A 24,164-nucleotide genomic window follows, 5' to 3' on the forward strand; every position below is an offset into this window, starting at 1 on the left:
CCTCAAGCCGACCAGATCAGGTATGGGTGGGCCTACGGTCCGGCACACCCCATAGCAGGCGCCGAGCAGCAGGAAGGCGAGCAGAAGGGGCCCCGGCCGTGCCGGGCCCCAGAGGCAAGCGTCATGCTCGGTTGCCGACATCACGCGATCTCCGGAAAGGGGGTCCGCGCGCCCGGCGAGCAGACAGCAGCGGGCAGGCTGAAGGGCTCGGTCAGCGCGGGCCGGGAGCGCCGGTGCACAGCATCCCTGCCTGGCGCCTGCCCGAGGCGCGCGACGCGCTCCTGCACCTGGGCGCCGACCGCGTCCTCCTCCGAGTGCAGCAGCGTAAGGAGTTGGGCGCGGGCCCGGGCGACCCTCGATCGCACCGTTCCCAGCGCGCACCCGGACACGGCGGCGGCCTCGGCATAGCTGAGGCCGATCACCTGGGTGAGGACGAAGGCCTCACGTCGCTGCTGGGGCACGAAGGTCAGCAGATCGACCAGCACCACGTGGTCCTCGAACCTTGACGGTTCGTGCAGTTGCACCTCCGCAGCAGCATCCCCGAACACCAACTGCGGGCGGGTCGCACTGCGGCGGTAGCGGTCCACGACCGTGCGCCGGGCTATCGACAGCAGCCAGGTGCGCGCCGAGGAGCGTCCGGCGAAGCCGGGCAGGCCTCTCAAGGCTCGCAGGAAGGTGTCCTGGGCCAGATCGTCAGCGGATTCGGCGTCGGTGAGATAGGCGATGAACTGCCACACATCACGTTGAGTGGCTCGCACGAACGCCTCCACGTCTTGGGGACATCCTTCGCCTGCGGCCAGAGCCAGCGCGGTCAACTGCTTGTCATCCACACCGAACCTCCGCCAGCGCCACCGGTCGAACTGGGCAACTGGGCTCCGCCTGCTGACGGCACGGGAACTCGCGCATCCCCAAGGCGGCCGGCGTTTGTCCTGGCCCCCCTGCGTCGTGGGCGATCGCCCGCAGGAGTCCCCTGGTGCGAGCCTGGTGGTCCAGCCCATGGCGCGGTGCGCCGCTCGGCGCTGGGTCGTTGGCCGAGAGGCGATGGCCCAGCGGCCGGCCACCGCAGGGCTGCGGGCGCATAGACACCGGCGGTGGTGCTGAGCCGGGTAGCCCCTGGTGCGCTCCGAGCACGAGACCGCCCCGGCAGCCCGGACCACAGCCGCTGGAGAAATCGCTCACGCAGCCACGGGAGATCTCGGTCAGCTCCCGCGCACCGGTCTGGATATTTTCCGGCCTCCCCCACGAGACCTGGACGCCGCCGCGATTTCCGGCCGCGATCTCCTGTCGATTCACGGCGTTCCCACCCGGAATCAAACCCCGCGCGTCCCGCGTGGCTTGCAACGTGGTCAGGCCGATAGAGACACCAAAACGGACACCGCTCCGCACGATCCCCCGCTCAGGAATTCGCACCTGCCCCGTCCCGGGCGCCCCGGCCGGCTGGAAACCGGCCCGTGCCAACATCCCCTCACCCCGCAGGCCCTGGAGAGCAGTGGGCATGCCGGGGCAGGGCGCCCCGGCCGCCGCCGAGAGCTCCATCGGTATTTCCGGCTGTCCTTCCCGGACGCATCCGATGCCCGCACCCCCACGGCCGGCATCGATCGCCACGCGAAAGGGGACGCCGGCCCACCAGGCCGGAACACACGAACCGCCTCCCCAACCGCTGCCGCTCCGAGCAGCGAATCCCAACCCGGCCCAGCCGCAGCGGCGGGCAGCGCCTGCCCCCACCATGTGCCGCCGACTCATGCCATCGCAAAGCCGCCTGCCCGCCCTGCCAGTACACCCGGACCACCTCGGCCGCTGCGCCCCGCCAGCGGGCCACTGCCGACGAGAGGCATATTCCGCTCCCCATCCCCAAGGGAGCGCGGCAGAGCTGTTTCTGAGAAAATAATGAGGACGACCGTTGGGGTGGCCTGAGAAGCCTTCCAGTGTCATCTCGACCATCGAAATCATTCAACTGACCTTACAGGCCAGGTGATCGCCAGGCGGCCTCCGGAATGCGACACGACTCACCGACGAAAGTCGAATAATGACATGGCTGGTGGATGGGGGAGTGCGCTACTCGGCCACTTAGTATGGATGGGTGAACACCCCAACGCCGACTCTTCCGACACAGTGGCCCCTCTGGGCCGATGTACCGCTCGTGGCTGTCATCGGGATGCTGTCGGTGAGCAACGCCCAGCACGTCGGCGCCGACATTCCGGCCCACCTCGCACTGTGGCTGGCCATCGCGGCCAGCCTGGCACTGCCACTGCGCCGCTCGATGCCCCGCCGGGTCGTCGCCCTTGCCGTGCTCGCCGCGGTGGTGGGAGTCGTGCTGCCTCTGTTGATCATGCTCTTCCACCTCGCGGCCCGGAACCGCAGCAACCTCGGCGCGTTATGCGCAGCCGTGGCAATGATCGGAAACGCCTACCTCGACCCGGACCAGAGCCTGTGGACCGCGCGGCCCTACGGTCCGGCCCTCCTGGTCGCCCTCTCCTTTGCGCTGGGACTGTGGGCAGGAGGACGGCGGCGCCTGATCGCCGCCCTGGCCGCCCAGATCGAACACTTACGTACCGAGCGCGAACTGCGCGCGCGGCAGGAGAAGTTGACGGAACGGGCCCGGATCGCGGCCGAGATGCACGATGTCCTGGCCCACCATCTGAGCCTGATCGCCCTCCACACCGGTGTCCTGGCCGCACGCGCGGACCTGCCCGAGCCGGTGGCCGAACGGCTGACCATCCTGCGGTCAGCCTCCACCGCGGCCCTCAACGACCTGCGCGAAGTCCTCAGTGCCCTGCGCTGCCCCAACCAGGCGCCCAACACCGTCGCACCGCCCGCCCTCAGGGGGATCTCCACACTCGTCGACGAAGCACGCGCGGCAGGACAGATCATCAACACGCAGATCGAAGGCGACTCCCAGGCCGTACCCGCGGCCCACCACCTGGCAGTGCTCAGGCTCGTCCAGGAAGGGCTGACCAACGCCCGCAAGCACGCCCCCCATGAACCGGTGCAGGTGGATGTGACATACAAGCCCACGACGGTGGAGATCAACAACAAGCTGCCGCAAGACTCCTGCCAGCCCACCACCGCCCCCGGCGGCGGTCACGGCCTGAACGGCCTGGCCGAGCGGGTCACCGCGCTCGGCGGACGGTTCGCCGCCGGACCCGCCGACGGCAGGTGGTTCCTGCACGCCCACATCCCCTGTTCCCAGCAGCGCGGCAAGGACGTGCCCGCATGATCCGCGCAATGATCGTCGACGACGACGCACTGGTCCGCCTCGGCCTGGCCGACCTCCTCGCCAGCGACCTCGACATCACCGTCGTCGCCCAGGCAGGCGACGGCCTGCAGGCCCAGGAACTCGCCGCCGCCCACACCCCGGACGTCGTGCTCATGGACGTACGCATGCCCCGCCTCGACGGGATATCCGCCATCAAGAAGCTGCGGGCCCTGCCCCGTCCGCCGCACGTGATCACCCTGACGACCTTCGACGTGGAGGTCTACGTCTACGACGCGCTCGCCGCCGGCGCAGACGGCTTCCTCCTCAAGGACACCGACCCCGCCGAGATCCTGCGTGCCGTCCACCTCGTCATGTCCGGCAGCGCCATGCTCCACCCCACAGCCGCACGCCACCTGATCGACCGCTACCACCACACCGCCCGGCCGCAAGCCCAGATCGCCCAGGCCCGCATCGCCACCCTCACTCCCCGCGAGACCGATGTCCTGTCGCTGCTGGCCGATGGCGCCACCAACGCCGAGATCGCCGACGGCCTGGGCATGCGCGAAAGCACCGTCAAGGCCCACGTCAGCCGCATCCTCACCTCGCTCGACGTGGGCAACCGCGTCCAAGCCGCCCTGCTGGTCCGCGACGCCGGGCTGCGCCACGCACCCGCCACGCCGCCCAGCCGCCAAGGCCGGTCCAGCTGAACACACGACAACCCAGCCACGCACCCGCCTTCGCACCGTTCCAATTAAGTGATCAGGGGTGAGCCTTGGACCCAGGTCTGATCAGTGCGCGCGTCCCGGACGGTGTTGGATACGCGACTGGTCGCCCGCGTTCTCGTTGTCCCTGTCCGGCTGCGTGCATCGTGTGCACGGTCCGTGGCGGGGAGGCGGGTTTCCTCGCGTCCGCGGGCACACCCCGGCGACCCTCACCGTCACGGCTTCGGAGTAGGCGGAGATGACCGAGGAGGCGGAGGCGGCGGGTCCTGCCGATGCCCTGGAGGATTGTCCTGCCCGCTGCCGGTGCGGGGGAAGGCCGGAGGGGTCGGCGACCGTGACCCGGGAGGTTCCGCTTCCGGGGGCGTGTAACCTGCTTTCTCCTCCGCCAGCTTCCGTAGTCCCTCCTCGAGGCTTCCTCGTAGCCCGGAGATGTCTTGAAGCGCCGGCTTCGCGATATGTTTCTGGATGTCGTCGAACCCCTGAGTGGTGAGCCCGACGTTCTTCTCGGTGTCGTACTTGAATTCTGCGTTCTTCGTGTGCTCTGCCCGTGCGTCGTGCACGGCGGCGACAATATTCGGCCCCACCTGCGCCACGGTGAACGCTGCGAGGGCCAGATTGGCGATCGGGATGTTGCTGGCCACCGAGCTGGCAAGGCTTCCGCCGACAGAGGTGGCTGTGGCTGCGACAGTACCAATGGTGCCTTCATCGCTGACGGCTTCAGATGCCTTGGTTGCAGCGGTCTGCCCCAGTGCACGGATCTTGCTCGTAGTTTGATCGACGGCGCTCTTTGTCTGCCTGGTCAGGGACCGCGTCAGGTCGCCGCTCCTGGGGGGCACGGGCGGAGGTGTGTCGACATTAGCATCGAGCTTGGCATCGATTTCTGAATCTGTCGCGGGCGAAGGCTTGGACGCAAAGCGGCTGTAACTCCGGGACAACATGAGGTTGGTTGGTTCCCGGTGGTTCATGCGCTCGTACTGGCTGACAATTTCCGCCGCCTCAGTGTTTCGGGCATAGACGGCCGGCAGTGTCTCTTGAACAAATTTCGTAGCCGATCTTATGCCGTTTTCAACAGCCTGGAGAGACTCGGAAAGAGAGTTTTCCCTGCCTCTGATCGTATACATTCCCTCGGCGGCGCTAACGAGGCTTCCGGCGACGTTTCCACCGTACGGAATATTTGATGCGGCGGTTCCTGCGGTGGCGAATCCAATGGCTTTCAGCTGTTCTTTTTCGGAGATCTCCGGGATTTTCTTCGTACCCTCGCGCCAGTACCCCACCACGGTTGACAGTGTGATGTCGAAATCGATCCCATGTTTTTCCGGGTCTTCCAGGATTCTTCTGGCGATAAAATTGACAGGCTCCCCGACCGCCGTTGCGTGTTCGGGGTCGGCAGTGGGATCCTGGCCGTATTTGACCGCCAGAAGCTGTATTTTAGTCGCATTCTCTGCCAGGACGGCCGAGAAGCGGAGCTGATCGATATCCCGGACAATCAGATTCGTGTTCTTGGTGAAGTTGTCGGCCGCCTGATCAAATTCCGTGTCAACGATTTTTTTTGACGCCACCCCCAGGCCGAAGTTGACGGCGCCGGCGACAGGAGCGACAGCAACCGCCGCCGGCGGCACCAGCAGGGACGTGGCGCCGGCGATACCGCCGATGACAACCCTGGCTCCGGCAAAACTGAGGTGGATGGACCTGGCCGAGTTGCCGCGGGCGATCGAGTACTCCTCGGTGGCCCGCGCTATTCGTTCCATCCCCTGCAGTAGAAGTTGATTGCGATCCGTCTCGGCCGACGGGTTGGGGGGAACAGTCATCTGTGCTCACGTCCTCTCCGGGCCGAACGCCACCACCAGGTCTGCGGCGGCCCTGTTACGGCTCAAGGTCTACAAGGCCTCCTGAGCGGGCTCGGCGATCTCATCCGAGGCCTCGGCCTGCCCAGTGAAGTCCTCGAAACCACTGTCGGTCGGATTGATGACAGCGGACCGGGCGACGTGTCCGCTGGACTTGCAGCGCTGCCAGCCAGCACGCTCTGGCAGGCGGTCCAGGCAGGGCCAGAGCCAGTAGGAGTGCCAGGCGAGCAGGTCGTCGCGCGGGGTGTCGGGCCCGAAGTAGGCGTTGGTCCACGAGACCATCAGAGCGGTGAGCTCCTCCACAGCGATGGAGTGGCGGTACCAGCACGGCGGGATCTGGCGTTCCGAGTCGAGCGAGTAACGGCTGTTGAGCCAGTCGACGAAGTCCCTCAGCTCGCGCCACAGGTCAGTGGCGCTTTCTTCGCTGGCGTACCGCCAGGACCAGCGGCAGGGTTGCGCCTTGTCGTCGTCCTGCGCGGGCTGTCCCTGCTGCTGGCCCTGGTAGAGCGTCTCGATATGGCCGATCACGGTGTTGAGGGCCGAGGTCACGGCCTCCAACTCCTCCGCCTGCTGGTCGATAACGCTCTCCAGCGAGACGACCTTGCCTACCAAGAACGCCGTGGACGCGTCGTCCTCCTCGTCCTCGTCCTCGTCCTCGTCCTCGTCCCCGTCATCCTCGTCCTCGCCGGGGCTGATGTCTTCGAGGTCGGTGGCGTCGTCCTCGTCATCAGATTCTTGGTCATCGTCGCCTGAGGCCAGTTCCATCAGGAAGTCGATGCGCTCCTGATCGGCCGGTAGATCGGACTGCGGCACCGTGTCGTGAAGGTCGTCCTCCTCACCGGATTCCTGGAGCGAAGGGGCTTCCGCATCGACCTCCGGGGGCCCGTCCTCGGGAGACTGCGGAGTCGGGTATGCATCGGGGTGTGCGTCGGTGGCCATCAGGACCTCCCGGTCATCTTCCGGGCCTCTTTCATGCCCGCTTTGATCTCTTCGGCGTCGGAACGGTTCATCCACGGCTCCAGGCGGGCCATGATCGGCGGCATGTTCCGGTACATCAGCAGCCCTTGCCCCGGGGGCATTTGCCGGATCTCGGTGGGGGTGTAGACCCGTTCGCGACGCTGGGAGTAGGAGTAGGAGACCTCGCCTTTCGGGCCGGTGGAACTGGAGGTGGTGGGCAGATCACGCTCCCCGCACAGCCGGGAGAGCTGTTCGAGGTCGTCGGCCTCCGGGACGCCGCCCAGGACGATCTTGGTTGTGGAGGCGCCGAAGATCTGGCCGGCCTCCTCCTTGCCCCAGCGCGCCCGGGCCTGGGCGAAGGTCTGCACACAGGCGCATACCGTGATGCCACGCCCGCCGGTGTCCGCCATGTAGGTGGGCAGGCCCGGCAGCGGACAACCGGTGGCGGCCTCGTCCAGGACGATGCGCAGCGGCGGGTCGAGCCGGCCGGAGTCGGTGGACTGGCTCATGCGCTTGCCGATCTGCACGATGTCGTCCACCAGCGCCGTGCACAGCGGAGCGGTGGAACCGCCCTCACCACCGGAGTTGAGGACGAAGATGGTGCCGCCTCTGGTGATGAACTCCTCGACGTTGAACGCCTCGCCCTGGGCGGGTGAGCACTTCTCGAGCACGCTCGGGTTGGACAGCGACTTGAGGACCAGGGAGATGGTCATCTTGAGGCTGGCGATGGTCTCGTTGGCGCCCTGGGTGTAGGTGCGCAGATCCTCCGACCAGGCCCCCACGGCCCGCGGGGAGCCGCGCAAGATGTCCAGCGGTTCCAGGTCGGTGAAGTCGTTGGCCCAGCGGACCACGTCGCGCATGTTCTTGCCGCCCAGCGCCGCGGCGTGCAGGAGGCAGCGAAGGACCGTGCCGGCGGACTCGGTGAAGAAGCTGGTGTTGCCTCCGCTGCCCATGGGCTTGGCCGCGACCATGGCGTCCGCGCGCCGGATCGCCGTGGCGGGGTCCTCGCAGCCGCTGACAGCCGACCAGCGCAGGAGGTGCGGCCAGCCGGAGATGTCCTCGGGATCGAAGACCAGGACCGGGCCGACCTCCCGGCGTGGGATGGCGCCCACCATCAGCAGGTCGGCCTTCGTACTGGAGGCCACCAGCGCCCCGGGGGCGTCCAGCATGAGGGGACCGCACAGGGAGACGGTCTTGCCGGATCGGGGAGGTCCGACGACGAAGAAGGAGTCTTCGTGGCTGGCCCACAGCTTCTGGTTGCTCTGGGTGTCGCGGCCGAGGTAGACCGCCGCGGTGCGGAAGTCGAGGTCCTTGACCCCGGCCAGTGAGGGGCGGTCGCGGGCGGCGCGCTTGTGGACCGCCGCCTCGCCCAGGACCCCGACGAGTTCGGCCTTGGTCGCGGTGCCTTCTCGCGCCTCACCGTCCTTGCCACGCCGGCGCGTCCAGAGCACGTAGCCCACAGTCGCCAGCGCGCCCAGCACGAGGAAGATGATAAAGGCCAGGAATCCCGTCAGGACGAGGTTCGGCAGGGGGCCGGCCGACGCCGGATAACCGGCCATCGGATCGGTGGGATGGCTGAGGATGGCCCCGATCGTGTCGCCGATGCTGATGTTCGGGGCATGGCCGCTCAACTGTCCAGCGATCAGGACTGCCAGATGGAAAGCCAGGAACGGAAGGGCTGCGAGGGCGAGCAGGGGCCCGTAGGTCCTCAGCATCATCGTCTCGGGATTGCGCGGAGGACCGCCCTTGGGGGGAGTTGCGGCTGGTGCCATTGGAGCCTCTTAGGGAAGGAGAGCGGCCCGGTTGGGGCAGGACGCGGAGTGCAGGAGCGTCGGCGTGGTCAGGCACTGTCCTCCTCGGGAGGCGGTTCGCCGGGCGCCAGCCGCTGGAACATCCCCGAGTCGGTGTTGGTCAGCTCCGACTCGATGGACGAACGCAGGTGCCTCACCAGCAGCGGAGGCCGGGAGCCGATCTTCAACAGGCAGACACCCTGGGGTAGTTGCCGGATAGTGTCCAACGCGGTGTGCGGCAGGCCGAACAGGCGCACGCACTCCAGGGCGTCGTCCTGGCGTGCCTGCCCGTAGATGAAGACGGTCTCCGCCTCCTTCAGCAGCGCGATGGCGGGCGACAGCGGGTCGATGTCCGAAGGGTGGTGGATCGCCACGCCATTCGACAGGCCCAGCCCGCGGGCTAGCTTCCAGTTGCGCTGGAAGACCTTCGCGGTCGGCCCGGTGACCAGGTGCCAGCCCTCCTCCACCACGAAGTGCGTCTGCCAGCGCCCCTGTTCATTGGCCAGCAGATTGGACAGCCACGTATTGATGATGGTCATCACGATCGACAGGGACGGCCCCTCCTCGGGCAGCAGCGACAGGTCGAACACCGTCAGACGCGAGTCCAGCCGCACATCGCTGCTCGTGGGCCCGTCGATCAGCCCGCTGAGGTCATCCGAGATCAGCCGCTCCATCTCATAAGCCGAGTCTCGCCCCCACTCCCGCAGTTCCGCCACCGACGTCACCGCGTGGTCGGCGGCCTGCTGCGAGGGGTGCAGCAGCGCCAGGTACACGTCCTTGAGTGTCGGCTCGTACCCCCCGTTCAACCCGCTGGTCAGAGCAGCCCGATGCGCTTCGCGCAGCGCCTTGCCCTCGCGCGGACTCAGCGGCCGATCCAGCGCCCGGTGCATGATGGTGCGCAGCAGCATCGACTGACCGGCCGGGCGCTCCTCCTGCCCGGCGGGCACGTTGCCCTCCTCGTCCTCCTCATCGACCAAGGAGGCGATCCGCGGATCCAGGGGATTGATGCACGAGCCGCCGCCACCGATCCGAAAGATGACCGGCTCGCTTCCCAAGAAACGAGCGAGCATCGTGTTCTCCCCGGAACGGCTGCCATCGGGCCACCGCTGGAGCTTCTTGTCGATGACCACGGCACGCCGCCCCGCAAGGATCAGCGGACGCAGCACGGCCCAGGTCTTCAGCAGCGAACTCTTCCCCTTGCCCACGTCGCCGAGGACCACGTAGTTCGGGCTGGAGATGACATTGTCCTCGTAGGCCTGGAACACGTCGTGGACCACCATCTGACCGGAGATCACGTCCTGCCCGACGAACAGGCCCCGCGGGCTGGAGGGTGGCCCGGCGATGGCGATGTTGAGCGCCTCCGCCTGCCGCGTCGTGGTCTTGATCGAACGGCAGCGTGGCTCGTAGAAGCCGCGCTGGTCCAAGAACTTGCGACGTTCGGACATCCGCAACTGCGCCGGCGCCGTGGGCCCCTCGCCCACGGTCGGCTCCGCGAACGGGCCTTCAGGTTCACCGGTGCCGCCAGCCGTCTCCTGTTCTGTGCTCGGGGCCGCACTCTCCTCGCCGGGGAAGTCCCCACTGCCGCCGGGGATGTCCCTGCCGGTGTCCTGTGGGCCTGTGGCGGTGCCCTTGGCACGCCACCCTTTCCTGAAGCTGACCGGCAGGCCGGCCGACAGCGTCTGGGTGATCGCCTCGAGCATGCGGGGCCGTCGCAGGGGCCGCGAGTCGTCTTCGTCCGGCACCTGGTCCACGGCATCCTCCCGCGCCGGGGGATCGGTGGGGGGGCCTTGCGTGGGCTCGTCGGGGGGAAGGGTCATCGCTGGCGCATCCCCCGGGCGAGCGGCCAGGTGAACACCTGAGCCAGGTCGTGGGCGCCGTCGAACCACCGCAACGAGGACAGGCCGCACTCGCCCGCTTTGTCGGTGATCAGGTCGCTCGCGCGGCGCATGGTCTTCTCCGAGGCGGTGACCGACAAGCACATGTTCCACCGCACCCCGGCATGTCCCGAACCGGGACGCAAGTCATCCAGACGACGCATCGAAGCGGTGGCCTGGGATAGGTCCCCGCCGTCGGTGATCTTGCCGCCCTCCCGGTTGGCGATGAGCTTGCCGCGGTCCTCACCGGCGTCACGGCGCGCTTCGCTCCGTGCCCTCTTCGCCGGCTCCAGGCGCAGATTGACCGACAGGGTGCGCACCACCGCTGGCTGCACACCGATCAGCAGCGGGGACAGCCACCGCATGTGGACCGGCTCCAACGTGACGGCGTCGGCCGGCACGGACGCCACCCGGGTCGCCCACCTGCCGTTGGTGATCACCTGGCGGCGCTCGGCCCGGGACTCCTGCCAGCAGTGGGCGAAGTCCACATCCCGCAGGTCGTCGACGTAGTAGTCGGGGTCCTGCATACTGCGCAGCAGTGCGGCCAGCCGACGCGGACCGAGCAGGCGCACCGGATTCTGACGCGCACCCGCGCTCAGCGAGGCCAGCCGGCCCATCTCCATGTCCACGATCTGGCAGCGCACCATGTCGTCACCCGGCTGCCCGCCGAGGTCGCGGGCGGCCTCGACGAAGCCGACCGAGAAGGGGATCCGGGCGATGATGTAGTTGCGGTGCTGCTCCAGGGATTGCTGGGCCTCACCGAGCAACCCGGCATACGACTCGAACAACTCCCGAGGCACGCCTTGGGCGTGGTTGTTCACGATGTACCACTCGTGGGCGGCCGGATCGACCGGGACGATACGGGTGAGGAACTGCAGCTCCTTGATGAGCGAGGTCGTGCCGGCGCAGGTGGCCAGCATCCGTCCGAATGCCTCCGCCGTGTCCCAGATGTCTTCTTCCCTGGTGATCCCCGAGGGCTGCCCCTCGATCTCCATCACGGCCGACAGGTAGTCCGGTTCTCCCGGATTGCTGTGCACGAGGACCGCCAACTCCCCGCCCGCCGGGTGCGGGTAGCTCAGCAGTCGGATCCGACCGATCGCCTCCGGCACGGCGCGCACCGTCTGCGTCTCTGCAGCGGGAGTGGTCGCCGCCTTCTTCTTCCGCGCGCGGCCCCGGCCGGTTCGGGGTGCCTTGCCGGTTTCAGGCTCGGGTTCCGGTTCGGCGGGAATGGTGGCGATCACGGGAACGAATGTGGTCTTTCCGGTGCGAGTGCGTATCATCCACAGCAGTCGGGAGCCGATGATCTGTCCCAGTGAGCGGCCGAAAGGCAGCTCACGGGTCACTAGGAACACCGAGGCGCCGGCCAGGACTGCGATGATGAGGCCCGGTATCCCGCCGACCGCGAGATAGGTGATCAGTGCGACACCGGCGGCGACGATGCGATCGCGCTTGCCCAGTCCGCCGAGTATGCCACGACTGCCGCTGTCACCGCCGAGAATGGATGTGCGTTCGGGCATGGCCGACCTCCTCACTCGCTTCCGGGAAGACCACTGGTGGCCGAGTTCGCCAGATTGCTGGCCCCTTGCGCAACCGTCATGGCAGCGGTCAACGCGGCGAGGGGGAGGAAGGCCGCCGAGCCGGCCTTACTAGCGGTTTTCGCGGCACTGGCTCCGGCACTCGGCCCCCCGCCCCCGCCCCCGCCAGTGCCCCCGCCAGTGCCGCCGCCCTCGTGGTGCCCGCCCCCTGCGCCCGAGGACAACTCCTGGGCGTAGCTGACCTGGGCGTTGCCGGCCAGGGAGCTGACCTGTCCGGTGATCGCCCCGGCCACGGCCGCGCCGGCGTGGGCGCCGATCTCCTCGCCGCCACCCGGCAGCAGGGGCGCGTATTTCATCAAGCTCATCGGCGCCAGGGCGATGATCAGCAGCGCGATGGTCACCATCAGAAGTTTCACCAGGCTGGTGAACTCGCCGGACGTGGCCGCGCTCGGCTGGGCCAACTTCGCGACCGCGCTGGCGCTGGTGCCGGTGCCGGTGCCAGGACTGGCGCTAGTGGAATTGGCATGAATGAACGCCGCCATCGATCCCAGGAGGAAGAACAGCAGGGGCTTTCCGAAGGCGGCCCCGATCCAGATGTAGGGAAGCTTGATCGCCCGCGCACGCAGCTCCGGATCGATCATCATGACGAATGCGATAGCCATCACCGTGCCGGTCATCCACAGGGCGATGGACAGGACAGCGAGCTGCAGGATGACGGCGATGCAGACGACGAGAAGAATGATGAGGACGATGATGAGGGCTATGACCAGAGAAGGGACGCCAGTGAGCGGGTCGCCGTAGGAGCTGACGCCTTCAGCTCCTGCGATCATCCCGGTGATATCGGTATAGAGATAGCCGTAATTTGTAGTCTCGAAACGAATCACGTCATTGGTCAGGGCGTTGGCACCCTTTTCCAGAACGACGCCTATGGCGGGGCCGGATCCCCACATCAGGATAGTGATCGGAAGGTAGTGGAACAGGCTATCAAACGTCTGGTGCGAACGTTCGGGGTAGCGGGCGTGCCGATAGAACACGCGCATCAGAATGATGACAAGGACGAAGAGCGAAATCCCCAGGCCGAAGTCGTACTGCGCGATGAATCCCTGGTCTGCGGGGTTGAAGGCGGTGGCCTGGGATGCTCCATTCTGGAGGTAGGTCAGAAAAGATGCGATCGGACCGGAGAGGGTCGTCACTGCTCCGTTGGCGATACAACCAGCGAGATTCAGGGTGAAGCAGGTAGGGCTGATGAGCTGGCCGAAGAACGCCTGCAGGGCGCCCTGCAGAGACATCTGCAGGGCGCAAGGGCTAATGCTGATGCTGGCCCCGTTGGAGTTGCCGCCGCCACCGCTGCTACTGGGGCTGCTGCTGGGGCTGGGGTTGCTGAGGCTGTTGCTGGGGCTGTTGCTGGGGCAGCTGAGGATGCCGTTGATGGAGTTGCTGCTGGGGCTGCTGCTGGCTTTCGTGCTGCTGCTGGGCGTCGCGCTGGGGCTGGATAGCGCGAGGGCGGCGGACTGGTCGGCTGCCCTTGGTGGAACGGGTATGGCACTTGGTGAAGCGGACGCCGACGGGGCTGCGCTAGGCCCCGCGGGCACACCCGCCTGCAGGGCCTGGAGTTGATGTTCGATAGCGCTGGTGGAGCTTGACGCCGTCTGCGCGGTCCGTCCCGCAGCGGCACCCGGAGATGCGACGAGCACCAGGGCGAGGACGGTTGACAGGGCCAGGAGAAGGGCGATCGTCCGACGGATGCGCCGGAGGTGCAGAGCCTTCAGCCTCATGAAATCGTCCTTTTCATTGCTCGCGACGGGTGCGGCTGCCAGGTTTCACCTGTCCTCAATCACTACGACCAACCAGAACTACCGGTCAGAGTTGCGATGGTTGCGATGATGACCGGGATCAGGCCGAGGCCGACCAGGGCGATCAGTGCGTGCTTGATGTCCTTCGCGGCTTCGGTGACCTTCTCGGCGTAGCCCTGCTGGCGTGCTGAGGCGTATTGCAGGAAGGCCTTGCCCAGATAGCCGATGCAGCCGAGGAGGACGAGGAAGTACAGGATTCCGATGATGCCTGCCACCGCAGTGGTAAAAGACCCGAAGTTGCTGACGTTAGGCGCTATGCAACTCGCAGAGAAACCGTTGCTGCAGTCGTTTGAGCTGCCGGGCTGGTTGCCTTTGCTGCCTTTGGCGAGCAGGTTGCTGGAGCCGTGGATCACTGCGGTCGTGGTCGGGCTGTAGGCCAGGGTTGTCAGTGTCGCTAACATGGGGGGCCGCCTTGCTGTCTCAGGTGTCGCTGCCGGGAGCGGGAGCGGGGGTGTCCGTGTCCTTGCGCCGTTGGAGAATGCGAGCCAATCTGTTCACTCGGGTGTGACCCGGGGCCAGTGGAGGGGCCGGAACGAGAATCAAGGCGGGCGGCGTGGACGGTGTGCCTTCGTCCTCCGACTCGGAGGCGGTGGACGCTGTCCCTTCGTCCTTAGGCTCGGAGGCCGGGGGCTCGGGCTGGTCTGCACCGGGGAGGATCAGCCATCGGCGCTCGTGCTGGTGGTACAGCCGCGAGAGGTGAGCCGACTCCTGAACCGTCGTGTGACGAGCGGCCGCGCGAAACAAGTCGTGGACCATTTCAACTCCCCTTTGCTAGGGATTTCCCTGCAATCGTCACAGCCCGCTTAGCGGGCAGGGACGGGGGAAGTCACGATCGGTCTACGTATGTTGAGCGGCCATACCCCTGGCGGTGCGGCGGGCGTTCAGCGCGTGGTGATCATGCGGGCCGGCAGGCCGGAGCGGTCGGCAGTGGCCGTGCGGGAACACGGCGAAGCTCGGTCAGGGGATGCAGCGGCTTGCCAAGTCGCCCTGAAAGAAGGGAGCTTCGGTGCGCCGGACCTCTGCCGCTGGCGGCCATGGCTCCTGCGGAGCTGTTGCGGGTGACTTCCCCTGTGCTGTCGTTCGTGGGCGATGCCATCGCGGCACGGCGTGCTGCTGATCGTGCGGATCTCAGTCGGCGCGCGGCAGTTCGGAGGTGTCCTTGCGGGCTGCCCCAGACTTGGTGAGAGCGCGCGCGGACAGCCTCTCGGCGACGGTCCTGGCCGGGTACATGAGGGTGAGGAGAAGCATGGCCACGATGCCGTCAGCCCAGAAGTGATTGGCCGTCACCACGACGACGACGAAGGTGGTCAAGGGGTGGAGCAGCAGCAGCCATCGCCACGGGCTTCGACTGATGTACACGCTGAGGAGGGCAGCCAGTCCCGCCCAGGCGACATGCACCGAGGGCATGGCGGACAGGCTGTCGGCCGCCAGCAGGTGTTTGAGCAGTGCGGTGCTGTAGATGGACTGGTGGTACTTGGCTCCCAGGTCGACGAATCCGTCACCACTGAGGAACCGCGGCGGGGCCACCGGGATGAGTTCGATGAGCAGGCATGCTCCGGTGACCATGACCAGGCTTGTCCTGGCCCACGGGTAGAAGCTGCGATGCCGGACGATGATCCACGCGAGGACAGCGCAGAAGACGGCGATGTGCATGACCTCGTAGTAGAGGTTGGCGGCCCGCACGAGCAGTGGGTGGGGGAGGATCCAGTGCTGCCATGATGCTTCGTTCGGCAGCCCGAGTCGTAGTTCGGTGTGGTGGATCCATTGGGCGCGTTGGATGGCCTCGTCAGCCCGCTCCGGTGCCAGGCTGCTGACGAAAAGCCACAGGCTGACCAGTGCGAACAGTACCCCGGTTTCGCGTAGGCCTGTTGCGGCCCGCTTCCACCCCATGCGATGGGCCCCGTAGGCCTCGAGGAGCACCGTCAGGGACAAAGCCCCGAGCAACTGCCAGGTGAAGTGCATGGTGTGCATGGAGATGACCGCCGGCCTGAGAGGGGGCGCCGGTGGTGCCCTGGAAGTGGATTGTCGGGCCCTGGCCTGTCGGTGCTTCCGCAACCCCGGAGCGTGTGGCCAGGTGTGCAGGGTCCGCACGGTGTGGCGACGGGTGCGCTGGGCCTTGCTCCCCCCTCGGGGTAGGGGAGCAAGGGCCGGCGCACCCGTCGCCACATGCCGTGACGGTGCGTCAGATCTGCGACTCCGCCGGGCTTCCGCTGGAGATACCTGGGCGGCTCATCTGCGGGCGGGGGCGTCGGCCCAGGATCTTGAACAGGACCAGGAAGCCGAGGGCGAATCCCGCCAGGGCGACCAGCGATCCGACGAACTTGTGGCTGATCTCGTATCCCGTCTGCATGCCCCAGGCGCGGATGAAGAGCAGGATCAGGGCGAGTCGCAGCTGGTTGGCCGCGATGATGATGACGCCGGCGGCGGCCAGGGCGGCTGTGATGCGTGCCAGGCTGATGCGCGTGCAGGCCATCAGGACGGTGCCGGCGGCCATCAGGGGGACGAGAAGGATGAGGACGGTGCACTCGGCGGTGATCTTCAGGCCGAGCGGTGCGCGGGTGCCGATGCCGACGTAGACGGTGTCGGCCGACGACTGGCTCCCGCCCGACATGACGGAGCCCATGAGGTCGGCGCAGACGCGGGCCTCCATGGAGCGGAAGTCCGCCTGGCGCAGGAGCAGCAGGAGGGTGGCGAGAGCCAGGAGCGCTCCCATCACCACATGCGGGACGCGTTGCGCGCGGGCGCCGGTGAGGCGGACCGCGGCGCGACGCACTGCGGTGAGGGGGGAGTGGCGCAGGGGGCTGGACGTCATGGGAACGCGGTCGCGGCGGCGGGTGGTCGCCGGTTGCCGCTCTCCTTTCGTGGCAGGGCGAACGGGCATGGAGCCCGGGGTGGTGAGAAGAGGTGTGTGGTCAAGCCTCCTTGGCGATGGGGCCGCTGACGACCCTCTCGGCGTTGCGGCGGGTCTTGGCCCAGCCGCTGCGGCCCAGCAGGAGGCGGATGAAGGCGTACACCACGGACACGTACATGTAGTAGACGTAGAGCCAGTGCGCCAGCCCCCATCCCAGCGAGGTGGTGAAGGTCGCCTCCGGTGCGCACTGTCGCCGGTAGATCGGTCCCCAGATCGCGAACGGCAGGACGCCGAGCAGGAGGAGCATGCCGATCAGCCACCAGGACTGCAGCAGCCAGGGCAGTGCGCTCTGCGGGCTCTCCAGGAACTGGCGCAGGATGGTGGCGAACACCACGGGCCACACGACGGCGCCGGCCAGCTGGATGAACGGCAGCAGCAGGAAGTAGCCCGCCTCGAGGACCCCGGCGCTGGAGAAGTGCTTGGACCGGACGATGGCCGGCAGGTAGCGGCAGCACTGCATGTTCCCCTGCGACCAGCGGGTGCGCTGGACGAGCAGGCGCCGCATCTGCGGCAGGCCTTCCTGAGAGACGTGCGTGTCGTGGACGTAGCGGTTCTGGTAGCCGGCGAGCAGGATGTGCAGGCCCAGTTCGTAGTCCTCCAGGAGCGCTCCGTGCCAGGGGCGTTGCTGGGTGGCCGCGATGGTGTCCAGGACGGACAGTCGGGTGAACTGGCCGTTGCCGCCAAGGCCGACCGAACCGGTGCGCGAGCGCAGCATCTGCATGGCGGCGATCGTGGTGCGGAACTCCAGGTCCTGCATGCGCACGAGCAGGCGGCAGAAGCTGTTGTAGAGGGGGCCCCGGTCCCAGCGGGGATGGGGCTCGTCGCGGTTGCGCATCCAGACGCTGATCTGGGCGCCGCCGACCGCCGGGTCGCCGAACACCTCGGGCGCTGCGACGTAGTCCAGCGCGTCGGGGGCGAGTTGGCCGTCGGCGTCCAGCACGCCGACGATCACCTTGGAGCGGTCGGTGCCGGGGGGAAGGAAGCGATCCAGGCGTTCGTAGGCGGCGTTGAGAGCGTCGCCCTTTCCGGTGCGCGCGTCGGGCAGGATGCGGCGCACGAGGTGGACACGCTCGTCGGCCAGGCCGTGCCGGGCCACGACATCCGCGGTGCCATCCTCGCTGGCGTCATCGATCACCCAGATGTGGCAGAAGGGGAAGGCCTCGCGGACGTTGCGCAGGGTACGGTCGATCACCGCCTCTTCGTCCCGGCACGGGACGAAGAGGTGCCACGCGAAGTCGCCGCTGCGCCCGGGCGCACTGGGTGAGCGCCGAAGGAACGGCAGGAGGATGGAGGCCAGGTAGCTGAGGAACAGTACGACCATGAAGACCGATGTGTCCTGGACCAGGCTCAGCCCTGTCAACGGATCACCCCCAGGAGCAGCCGACCGGCGGGCCTGACGGCGAGCGGACGAGGTGGACGGGCCCGCCGGGGGCGCCGTGCGCCCGGCAGTCGGTGACGTTCCGCGCCGCCGTGGGGAGCCGGCGGATTCGAGGTGGGCATGTGCGTATGCCTTTCAGGGGTTGCTCTGGTGCGGGACGTGTCTACGCGCGCCGGGCCCGAACCCACCTCACGGTCATGATCCCGCTCAGCAGCAGGACGACGGCGAGCAGCGCCATCATGGAATGGAAACCGGTCGCCGCGAGTGCTCCGGCGCCACCGACACCTTTTGCTCCGTACAAGGGAGCCCTCCTTAACGAACGTGGTTGGAGAGCAGCCGCCCCGGTGGACGGACTGCGAATCTGACGATGCGTTAGACGAGAAGGCGATAGACCCGGTGGCATGACGAGACGAGACGACGGGCGCCCCTGTAAGTGCGTGATCGTCACCCGGATGGCCGCAGAAAAGGGCATGGCAGGCGCTCCAGGGTTGTCGAGGGCCGCAAAGTCGAGCGCCTCGGGTTGCACTGCCGCGCGTTTCGGTGGCAGGGCTATTGCTTCGGAGGGCCGGTAGCCGATTGCCTCTCCGGGGAAGTACGTATTCCGGCACGCAAACTGTGTTCTGGGAAAAACGGGTCGATTAGGGTGCTAATGCGACTGCCTGGTTTTTGCTGCCCGGCAGAGCGCGTGGAACGCGGCCGGCGAAGGTCGGGTTCTCTCGGCGGCCGCCAACCGCGTTGTACGCACAGAAGGGTGCGCCCCATGGACGACCAACAGCGCTACGAATGGGCCCCGGATCTCTCCGCCGAGGCGGCGGCCTCGGCTGCCCGCCTGCGGGAGCATGAGGCGCAGATCGCCCGGCTCCACGAGGAACAGAGACTCGTGCAGGAAAGGGCGGAGAAGGAGCGCCAGCATCTCGCCCAAGTCCATGAGCGGAGACGAGCGGAGGAGATCGCTCGCCAGAACATGCTGAACGAAAGCCAGAAGCTCGAGAGCGAGAGGCAAGGGGGATGGCTGCGCATGTAGGCGGGCCCCACCAGAGCGCGCCGCGCGGACGGCCGAGGGCTCAGGACTGACCCGACACGCGACATCCTCGCGTCTGACAACCCAGCCAAGACCCCCACGTTCCTGTCGGAGTTGACCGAGGGTCTTCTCGGGCTGCCCGGAACACGGCTCGCACGGGAGGAGAGCGTCATACCGGCCCGAAAGCGGCCTCTTCCATGCAGGGGACCGTGCGCCGCGAGCGCACCGACCGGCAGGAAACCCCGGCGAACCCGGGCTCGGACGGCAGAAGGGCGGATCGGATGCGCTTGCGAGGCTATCGCGCGGCTTGCCTGCCCCAAGGTTCGCGCCCGCGCCTGGTCGACGACGATGCGAGGCCTGACTTCAGAAGTTGGGAGGCAGCATGAAGATCGTGGGGATCCGCGGCCCGGTGGGCCGGCGCAGTGTGCGGCTGCAGGCCGCGGCGTGGGCACTGGTCGCCGCAACCGCGTGGCTGGCGGCAACGACTCCGGGAGCGTTGGGCGGCACGGCCGCGCAGGCGGCGCCGGCCCACAAGCCGGCCCCGGCCGAGGGAAGCGGGATATCCGAGGGAAGCGCGATACCCGGGATATCCGGCATACCCGGCGGCTCGCCTCTGAGGATCGGCGCGGTTCCGCCCAGCGCGTTCGCCGTGCAGCCCCTGTTCGTGCAGCCCGTGCAGCCCGTGCAGACGGTGCAGGCCGCCTTCGGGACGACCGTGGACACCCGCATACCGGCCCTGGTGTTCGCCGCTTACCAACAGGCCGCGGTGAATGTCCAACTGGCCGACCCGACGTGTCACTTGTCGTGGCAGCTGCTCGCCGCGATCGGTCGCGTCGAGTCGGATCACGCCGACGGCGGCGAGGTGGACGCTTCCGGCCGCGCCACTCCGCCCATCATCGGACCAGCGCTGAACGGCACTTCAGGCTTCGCACTGGTTCCGGCCGTTGACGGCGGGCATTGGGACGGTGACAAGGTGTTCTCGCATGCGATCGGGCCGATGCAGTTCCTGCCCTCGACATGGAAGCAGTGGGGTGCCAGCGCCAACGGCACCGGGACCGGCGACCCCCAGAACGTCTTCGACGCTTCGCTGGCCGCGGGTCGTTACCTGTGCGCCGACAGGGTTGACCTGTCCACCTCCGAGGGCCTTCGCCAGGCCATCCTCGGATACAACCCCTCGCAGCAATACCTGCAGGCCGTCCTGACCTGGCAGCAGGCCTACCTGGGCAATCCCGTCAGGACGCTGCCTCCCGTCGTCGCACCGGCCCTTCTTCCCATCGCGCCCAGCTCCGCGAGCACCGGGCCCAGAGCGGTGACGACGCCGGCTCCATCAGCGGCCCCGCCCCGCCCGTCCGGCACTCCGGCTCTGCCCGCCACCACTTCCACCCCCTTCGCCCAGGCGGCACCGGCTGGGCCCACCGCACCCCCTGGGGCCATAGCCGCCCTACCGGCACCCGCCCCCTCCATTGCCCTGGCGTCACCGGCTGGGCCCACCGCACCCGCTGGCGCCATAGCCGCCCTACCGGCTCCCGCCCCCTCCTCCATACCCGCGCCTTCACGGACCGTGGGGTCACGGCCGGCGTCGAGCACCGCCTCCGCGCCCACGCCACCCGCCACCTCCGCACCAAGCGCCGGCACGCCTCCCGGCGTCGCCCCCAGCGCGCCGCCCAGCTCCCCGCCAGCCGCCGCATGCACCAGGCCCGTTCCCAGCCCCTCCACCTCGAGCGCGACGCCGACATCCGCCTCCGCGTCCCGGCCCTCCAACGCCCCCACCACCGTGGCACCGGGCTCCGCCCTGGTCCTGGGCCAGTGCACCGGCGATCCACAGGTCCCGCCCACCCCGACTCCGAACCCGCCGGCTACGAGCACCCAGCGGTCCGCAACACCGGTACGCCCGGCGCCCGCACCCACCACCGAGTGCACCGTGCGCGCTCCTGGTTCTGGCACAGCCGCCTCCCCTGCCCCCGCGGCAGGCAGCCCCTCCGCCACGCCGCCGCCCACGATCTCCCCGGTACCCACCCCCGCTGCCTGCAGCCAGTCCGCCACGGCAACGCCCGTGCGGGCCGGCACGACACCCTCCCCCTCGTCGCACTGACGACACCGCGGACCGACCGAACCTCACCCGGCCCACGACGGCTGCGTCGAGCAAGCCGCTGCGCGGCTGCGAGCAAAGGAGACCACTGAGGTGGCCAAGGATCCCGACACCCCCGCCGCGGACACCCTGGAGGGTGGCTCGCAACCCGAGGGGCGAGCACGCGGGCAGGGCATCGAGCAGGGCAGCCGCCTGGCCATGACCGCCTTCATCGGCCGGCGCCAATTGCTGACCACTGCCCGCCGGATGCTCTCGGACAGCCGCCTGGTGACCTTCACCGGCCCGGCGGGCGTGGGCAAGACGAGGGTGGCCCTGAAGGTGGGCTCCGAACTGCGCAGGGCCTTCCCCGCGGGGGTCTTCCTGGTGGAGCTGGACGAGACGGCTGCCGAGGACGTCGCTGACGCCGTCTACGCCGCCCTGCTGGGCGAGGACGAGGGGGCCCGGGAGCCGGATCCGCTCTCCGCCGTGGCCGCGCGCGTGCACGGGCAGCAGTGCTTGCTGATTCTCGACACCTGCGATCACGTGGTCGAGGCGTGTGCGAGCCTGGCCCTGGACCTGCTGTCAGCCGTCCCGTACCTGCGATTGATCGTCACCAGCAGGCAGCCGCTGGGCATCGCGGGGGAGAACATGGTCCCCGTCCCGCCGATGGCCCTGCCCCCACCAGGCCCCCTGTCACGGGAGATGCTCGTCCAGTTCGACGCCCTCGCCTTCTTCGTTGAGCGCGCCACGGCGTACCAGCCGGACTTCGACATCGACTCCTGCGACCTGGACACCATCGTCGAACTGTGCCGGAGCCTGGACGGCCTGCCACTTGCCCTGGAACTCGCCGCGGCCCGCCTGCCCGTTCTGACGGTGCGTCAGATCGTCCAGCGCCTCGACCAACGCTTCGAGCTGCTCGTGGCCAAGGGAGCCCACCTGTGCCCCCGCCACCGGTCCTTGCGCGCGGCGGTTCAGTGGAGCCACGATCTGTGCCTACCGGCGGAGCAACTGATGTGGGCGCGGCTGTCGGTGTTCACCGAGGGGTTCGAGCTCGAGACGGCGGAGGATGTCTGCTCGGGTGACCCGATCTCCCACGCCGAGGTCTTCGACTTGATCGCCGCTCTGGTGGAGAAGTCCGTCGTGGCGCGCGACGAGACGCAGGGCATCTCGCGCTACCGGCTGCTGAACACCGTGCGTCTGTACGGCCAGGAGAGACTGATCGAAGCGAACGAGGTCGAGCTCATGGCTGCCAAGCGCCGCACCTGGTGCCTGGCACTGGCCAAGGACATGGAACTGGGCTGGCTGGGCCCCGACCAGGCCGACTGGCGGGTGCGCCTGGAGGTGGAACACCGCAACATCATCGACACCCTGGAGTACTGCCTGGACAACAACACCGATCCCAGCGCGACCACCCGACTGGCTGCCGCGTTCTGGGAGCAGCGGTTGTACACGCCCTCGTTGACGCAGGGTCGAGCTTTCCTGGAGCGGGCACTGGCCCAGCCGGGCGCCACCAAAGCCGTTCAGGCCCGAGGCCACCGCGCCGGCGCCGTCCTGTCCCTCCTGCAAGGTGACTGGCGCGGTGCCCACCGGCACCTGGACACCTACGCCTTCCTGGCCTCCGAGCTCAGGGACCCGGCCGAAGACGCCCGATTGCAGTCCACGTTGGGGCTCGCGCACATCTTCGACGGTGAGTACCAGCGAGCGGCCAACCTTCTGCGGGAGTCCCTGACCACACACCGGCTCCTGGGGCAGAGGGAGGAACTCGCCCTCGCAAGCATGCGGCTGGCTGAATGCGAGGCCCTCGCCGGGCGCCCCCAGTCAACTGAGCACAGCCGCTTCCTCTTCGAGCAGCCGCCAAGCGCCTACTGGTTCCACTCCCATTCCCTCTACATCATGGCGCTGGTCCGCTATCACGCCGGTGCGCTCGATGAGGCGCGCCAGCTGCTGCAGGAAGCGATCCGCCTCACGTGGAGTTTCCAGGACCTATGGGGGCTGGCCATGTGCCTGGAGGTCTTCTGCTGGGTCGAGACGCGGCGCCATCCCGATGAACGCGCTGCGCAGTTGCTGGCCGTGGCCCAGTACGCCTGGCTGTCGGGGGGCGTCAACGTCGCCGGACTGCTCCATGTGACCGCCCACCGTGGACGGGCCATCGCAGCGCTCCAGGCCGCCCTGGCGCACGAGAAGTACAGCGCCGCCTCCGACATGGGTCAGGTGCGCAGCCTGGAATGGGGCGTGGGCCTGGCACTGGAACAGCTCGAGCCGCGGCCTCAGCAGCTGCCGGACACCGAGAAGCTGACCCCCCGGGAGCAGCAGGTCGCCACGCTGGTGGCCGCGGGCCTGACGAACAAGGAGATCGCCTCCCGGCTGGTGATCGCCCAACGGACCGCCGAGACCCATGTGGAGCACATCCTCGCCAAACTGGGCTTCACCTCACGCGCCCAGATCGCCACCTGGGTCACCCGCTACCACAAGGGCAGGGAGCAACAAGTGGCGAGAGGCGAGGACCCCTTCGAGATCCGCACAGGCAGGCCCGTGCAGCCCGGCGTGGCACACCAGCTCCCCCCAGGGGGCACCCGATGACACCGTCCCGCATCACGGTGGCACCGTCCTTCCCTCACCTCGCGCAATGACCTGGCCGGCTCACGTCATTCACCGGCCACAGGCTCCTCCTCCTAGGAGAGCCATGCGCTGACGACGGTAGACCAACCGATCAGGAGTACACACGATGGACAGACACCACCACCGGGCCAAGCGTTTCTTACCTCTTGCCACGCTGGTGGCACTGGCTCCAACCCTGGGCCTCGTGCTGGTCGCACCGGCGGCGCAGGCAAGCAGCGCCTCCGGCGAGCCGAGCAGCGTGCTCGAGTCGTCGGCCGCACCTGGCAGTGGCCATCCGCCGTCCCCCGACGCGCAGGCCGCTGTTGCCGAAGCCGAGCAGCAGCGAGCCCTCGCCAAGCTCTGCCTCCTCCAGCAGCAGCTGAGGCAGTCGCCCTCCAGCGACGAGACCATGACGGC

The 24,164-nt window shown here is 68.0% G+C and carries 16 protein-coding genes; 5 read left to right on the forward strand and 11 right to left on the reverse strand.

Annotated features, from left to right (window positions below; translation table 11 throughout):
- Nucleotides 1-140 precede the first annotated feature (140 nt).
- On the reverse strand, nt 141-758 hold the full coding sequence (locus ABH937_RS19370; protein WP_370218940.1) for a sigma-70 family RNA polymerase sigma factor: 618 nt from the start codon (nt 756-758) through the stop codon (nt 141-143).
- 1,397 nt (nt 759-2,155) lie between these two features.
- Between ABH937_RS19370 and ABH937_RS19375 the strand changes: the two genes are divergently transcribed.
- Nucleotides 2,156-3,217, forward strand: coding sequence for a sensor histidine kinase (locus tag ABH937_RS19375; protein ID WP_280691483.1), 1,062 nt, complete (start codon nt 2,156-2,158; stop codon nt 3,215-3,217).
- Nucleotides 3,214-3,903, forward strand: coding sequence for a response regulator (locus ABH937_RS19380; RefSeq protein ID WP_370218941.1), 690 nt, complete (start codon nt 3,214-3,216; stop codon nt 3,901-3,903). Before ABH937_RS19375 ends, ABH937_RS19380 begins: the two co-directional genes overlap by 4 nt.
- A 230-nt stretch (nt 3,904-4,133) precedes the next feature.
- Here the strand turns inward: ABH937_RS19380 and ABH937_RS19385 are convergent, their stop codons facing one another.
- The 6 genes from ABH937_RS19385 to ABH937_RS19410 form a co-directional block, all read right to left on the reverse strand.
- Nucleotides 4,134-5,726 (reverse strand): hypothetical protein, encoded by a 1,593-nt coding sequence (locus tag ABH937_RS19385; RefSeq protein ID WP_370218942.1) that lies wholly within the window; start codon nt 5,724-5,726, stop codon nt 4,134-4,136.
- 69 nt (nt 5,727-5,795) lie between these two features.
- The gene (locus ABH937_RS19390) at nt 5,796-6,701 is read right to left on the reverse strand and encodes a hypothetical protein (RefSeq protein ID WP_370218943.1); all 906 of its coding nucleotides are present in this window, start codon (nt 6,699-6,701) and stop codon (nt 5,796-5,798) included.
- Entirely contained in the window at nt 6,701-8,437 is a 1,737-nt protein-coding gene (locus ABH937_RS19395) for a type IV secretory system conjugative DNA transfer family protein (protein ID WP_370218944.1), read from the reverse strand. Before ABH937_RS19395 ends, ABH937_RS19390 begins: the two co-directional genes overlap by 1 nt.
- A gap of 122 nt (nt 8,438-8,559) precedes the next feature.
- Nucleotides 8,560-10,260, reverse strand: coding sequence for a hypothetical protein (locus ABH937_RS19400; RefSeq protein ID WP_370146505.1), 1,701 nt, complete (start codon nt 10,258-10,260; stop codon nt 8,560-8,562).
- Nucleotides 10,261-10,322: 62 nt separating this feature from the next.
- On the reverse strand, nt 10,323-11,900 hold the full coding sequence (locus tag ABH937_RS19405; protein WP_280691424.1) for a hypothetical protein: 1,578 nt from the start codon (nt 11,898-11,900) through the stop codon (nt 10,323-10,325).
- A gap of 11 nt (nt 11,901-11,911) precedes the next feature.
- Nucleotides 11,912-13,207 carry a hypothetical protein gene (locus ABH937_RS19410; protein ID WP_280691423.1) on the reverse strand — a complete coding sequence of 432 codons (1,296 nt, stop codon included), beginning with the start codon at nt 13,205-13,207 and terminating at the stop codon, nt 11,912-11,914.
- 19 nt (nt 13,208-13,226) lie between these two features.
- On the opposite strand from ABH937_RS19410, the gene ABH937_RS19415 reads away from it, so the two are divergent.
- Nucleotides 13,227-13,535: a hypothetical protein gene (locus ABH937_RS19415; RefSeq protein WP_370218945.1), complete on the forward strand. Its 309-nt coding sequence runs from the start codon at nt 13,227-13,229 to the stop codon at nt 13,533-13,535.
- Nucleotides 13,536-13,755: 220 nt separating this feature from the next.
- On the opposite strand, the gene ABH937_RS19420 is transcribed toward ABH937_RS19415, so the two are convergent.
- The 4 genes from ABH937_RS19420 to ABH937_RS19435 form a co-directional block, all read right to left on the reverse strand.
- Nucleotides 13,756-14,172: a hypothetical protein gene (locus ABH937_RS19420; RefSeq protein WP_280691421.1), complete on the reverse strand. Its 417-nt coding sequence runs from the start codon at nt 14,170-14,172 to the stop codon at nt 13,756-13,758.
- A 727-nt stretch (nt 14,173-14,899) separates the two neighbouring features.
- Nucleotides 14,900-15,742 (reverse strand): phosphatase PAP2 family protein, encoded by an 843-nt coding sequence (locus tag ABH937_RS19425; protein ID WP_280691420.1) that lies wholly within the window; start codon nt 15,740-15,742, stop codon nt 14,900-14,902.
- Nucleotides 15,743-15,953: 211 nt separating this feature from the next.
- Nucleotides 15,954-16,583, reverse strand: a complete 630-nt coding sequence (locus ABH937_RS19430) for an exosortase/archaeosortase family protein (protein ID WP_280691419.1) — start codon at nt 16,581-16,583, stop codon at nt 15,954-15,956.
- Nucleotides 16,584-16,683: 100 nt separating this feature from the next.
- On the reverse strand, nt 16,684-18,042 hold the full coding sequence (locus ABH937_RS19435) for a glycosyltransferase family 2 protein (protein WP_280691418.1): 1,359 nt from the start codon (nt 18,040-18,042) through the stop codon (nt 16,684-16,686).
- A gap of 778 nt (nt 18,043-18,820) precedes the next feature.
- Here ABH937_RS19435 and ABH937_RS19440 point away from each other — a divergent pair.
- Nucleotides 18,821-19,084: a hypothetical protein gene (locus tag ABH937_RS19440; protein ID WP_280691417.1), complete on the forward strand. Its 264-nt coding sequence runs from the start codon at nt 18,821-18,823 to the stop codon at nt 19,082-19,084.
- Nucleotides 19,085-21,263: 2,179 nt separating this feature from the next.
- Nucleotides 21,264-23,729 (forward strand): LuxR C-terminal-related transcriptional regulator, encoded by a 2,466-nt coding sequence (locus ABH937_RS19445; protein WP_370218947.1) that lies wholly within the window; start codon nt 21,264-21,266, stop codon nt 23,727-23,729.
- The last annotated feature ends 435 nt before the right edge of the window (nt 23,730-24,164 follow it).

The sequence above is a fragment of the Kitasatospora sp. GAS1066B genome (genome assembly GCF_041262605.1).
Taxonomy (GTDB): Bacteria; Actinomycetota; Actinomycetes; order Streptomycetales; family Streptomycetaceae; genus Kitasatospora.

Excerpts from the sequence above, each read along its gene's own strand:
- ABH937_RS19375 (WP_280691483.1), top strand. The coding sequence starts at position 2,156 with ATGCTGTCGGTGAGCAACGCCCAGCACGTCGGCGCCGACATTCCGGCC.
- ABH937_RS19380 (WP_370218941.1), top strand. The coding sequence starts at position 3,214 with ATGATCCGCGCAATGATCGTCGACGACGACGCACTGGTCCGCCTCGGC.
- ABH937_RS19385 (WP_370218942.1), bottom strand. The coding sequence starts at position 5,726 with ATGACTGTTCCCCCCAACCCGTCGGCCGAGACGGATCGCAATCAACTT.
- ABH937_RS19390 (WP_370218943.1), bottom strand. The coding sequence starts at position 6,701 with ATGGCCACCGACGCACACCCCGATGCATACCCGACTCCGCAGTCTCCC.
- ABH937_RS19395 (WP_370218944.1), bottom strand. The coding sequence starts at position 8,437 with ATGATGCTGAGGACCTACGGGCCCCTGCTCGCCCTCGCAGCCCTTCCG.
- ABH937_RS19405 (WP_280691424.1), bottom strand. The coding sequence starts at position 11,900 with ATGCCCGAACGCACATCCATTCTCGGCGGTGACAGCGGCAGTCGTGGC.
- ABH937_RS19410 (WP_280691423.1), bottom strand. The coding sequence starts at position 13,207 with ATGTCTCTGCAGGGCGCCCTGCAGGCGTTCTTCGGCCAGCTCATCAGC.
- ABH937_RS19415 (WP_370218945.1), top strand. The coding sequence starts at position 13,227 with ATGCTGATGCTGGCCCCGTTGGAGTTGCCGCCGCCACCGCTGCTACTG.
- ABH937_RS19420 (WP_280691421.1), bottom strand. The coding sequence starts at position 14,172 with ATGTTAGCGACACTGACAACCCTGGCCTACAGCCCGACCACGACCGCA.
- ABH937_RS19425 (WP_280691420.1), bottom strand. The coding sequence starts at position 15,742 with ATGCACACCATGCACTTCACCTGGCAGTTGCTCGGGGCTTTGTCCCTG.
- ABH937_RS19430 (WP_280691419.1), bottom strand. The coding sequence starts at position 16,583 with ATGACGTCCAGCCCCCTGCGCCACTCCCCCCTCACCGCAGTGCGTCGC.
- ABH937_RS19440 (WP_280691417.1), top strand. The coding sequence starts at position 18,821 with ATGGACGACCAACAGCGCTACGAATGGGCCCCGGATCTCTCCGCCGAG.